Source organism: Paraburkholderia sp. SIMBA_054 (genome assembly GCF_046534875.1).
Lineage (GTDB): Bacteria > Pseudomonadota > Gammaproteobacteria > Burkholderiales > Burkholderiaceae > Paraburkholderia > Paraburkholderia hospita.
Genome location: NZ_JAWRXV010001298.1, coordinates 1 through 251 on the forward strand (window position 1 = coordinate 1; position 251 = coordinate 251).

1 protein-coding gene is annotated in these 251 nt (G+C 65.3%); it reads left to right on the plus strand.

Annotated features, from left to right (window positions below; all coding sequences use genetic code 11):
- Positions 1-251, plus strand: a 251-nt coding sequence (locus SB822_RS59295) for a molybdopterin cofactor-binding domain-containing protein (protein WP_410859399.1), incomplete at both ends; no start/stop codon positions are given.

Sequence of the window (251 nt, forward strand, 5' to 3'; positions counted from 1 at the left end):
GCGGCTTTGGCGGACCGCAAGGCGCGCTAGTGATGGAGGTGATGCTCGACAGCATCGCGCGTCAATTGAACCGCGATCCGCTCGACGTGCGCGCGGCCAACTACTACGGCATCGGCGAACGCGATACGACGCCCTACGGACAGCACGTCGAGGACAACATCCTCGCGCCCTTGACCGACGAGCTACTCGACTCGAGCGACTATCGCGCGCGCCGCGAAGCAATCGCCGCGTTCAACGCGACGAGTCCGGTG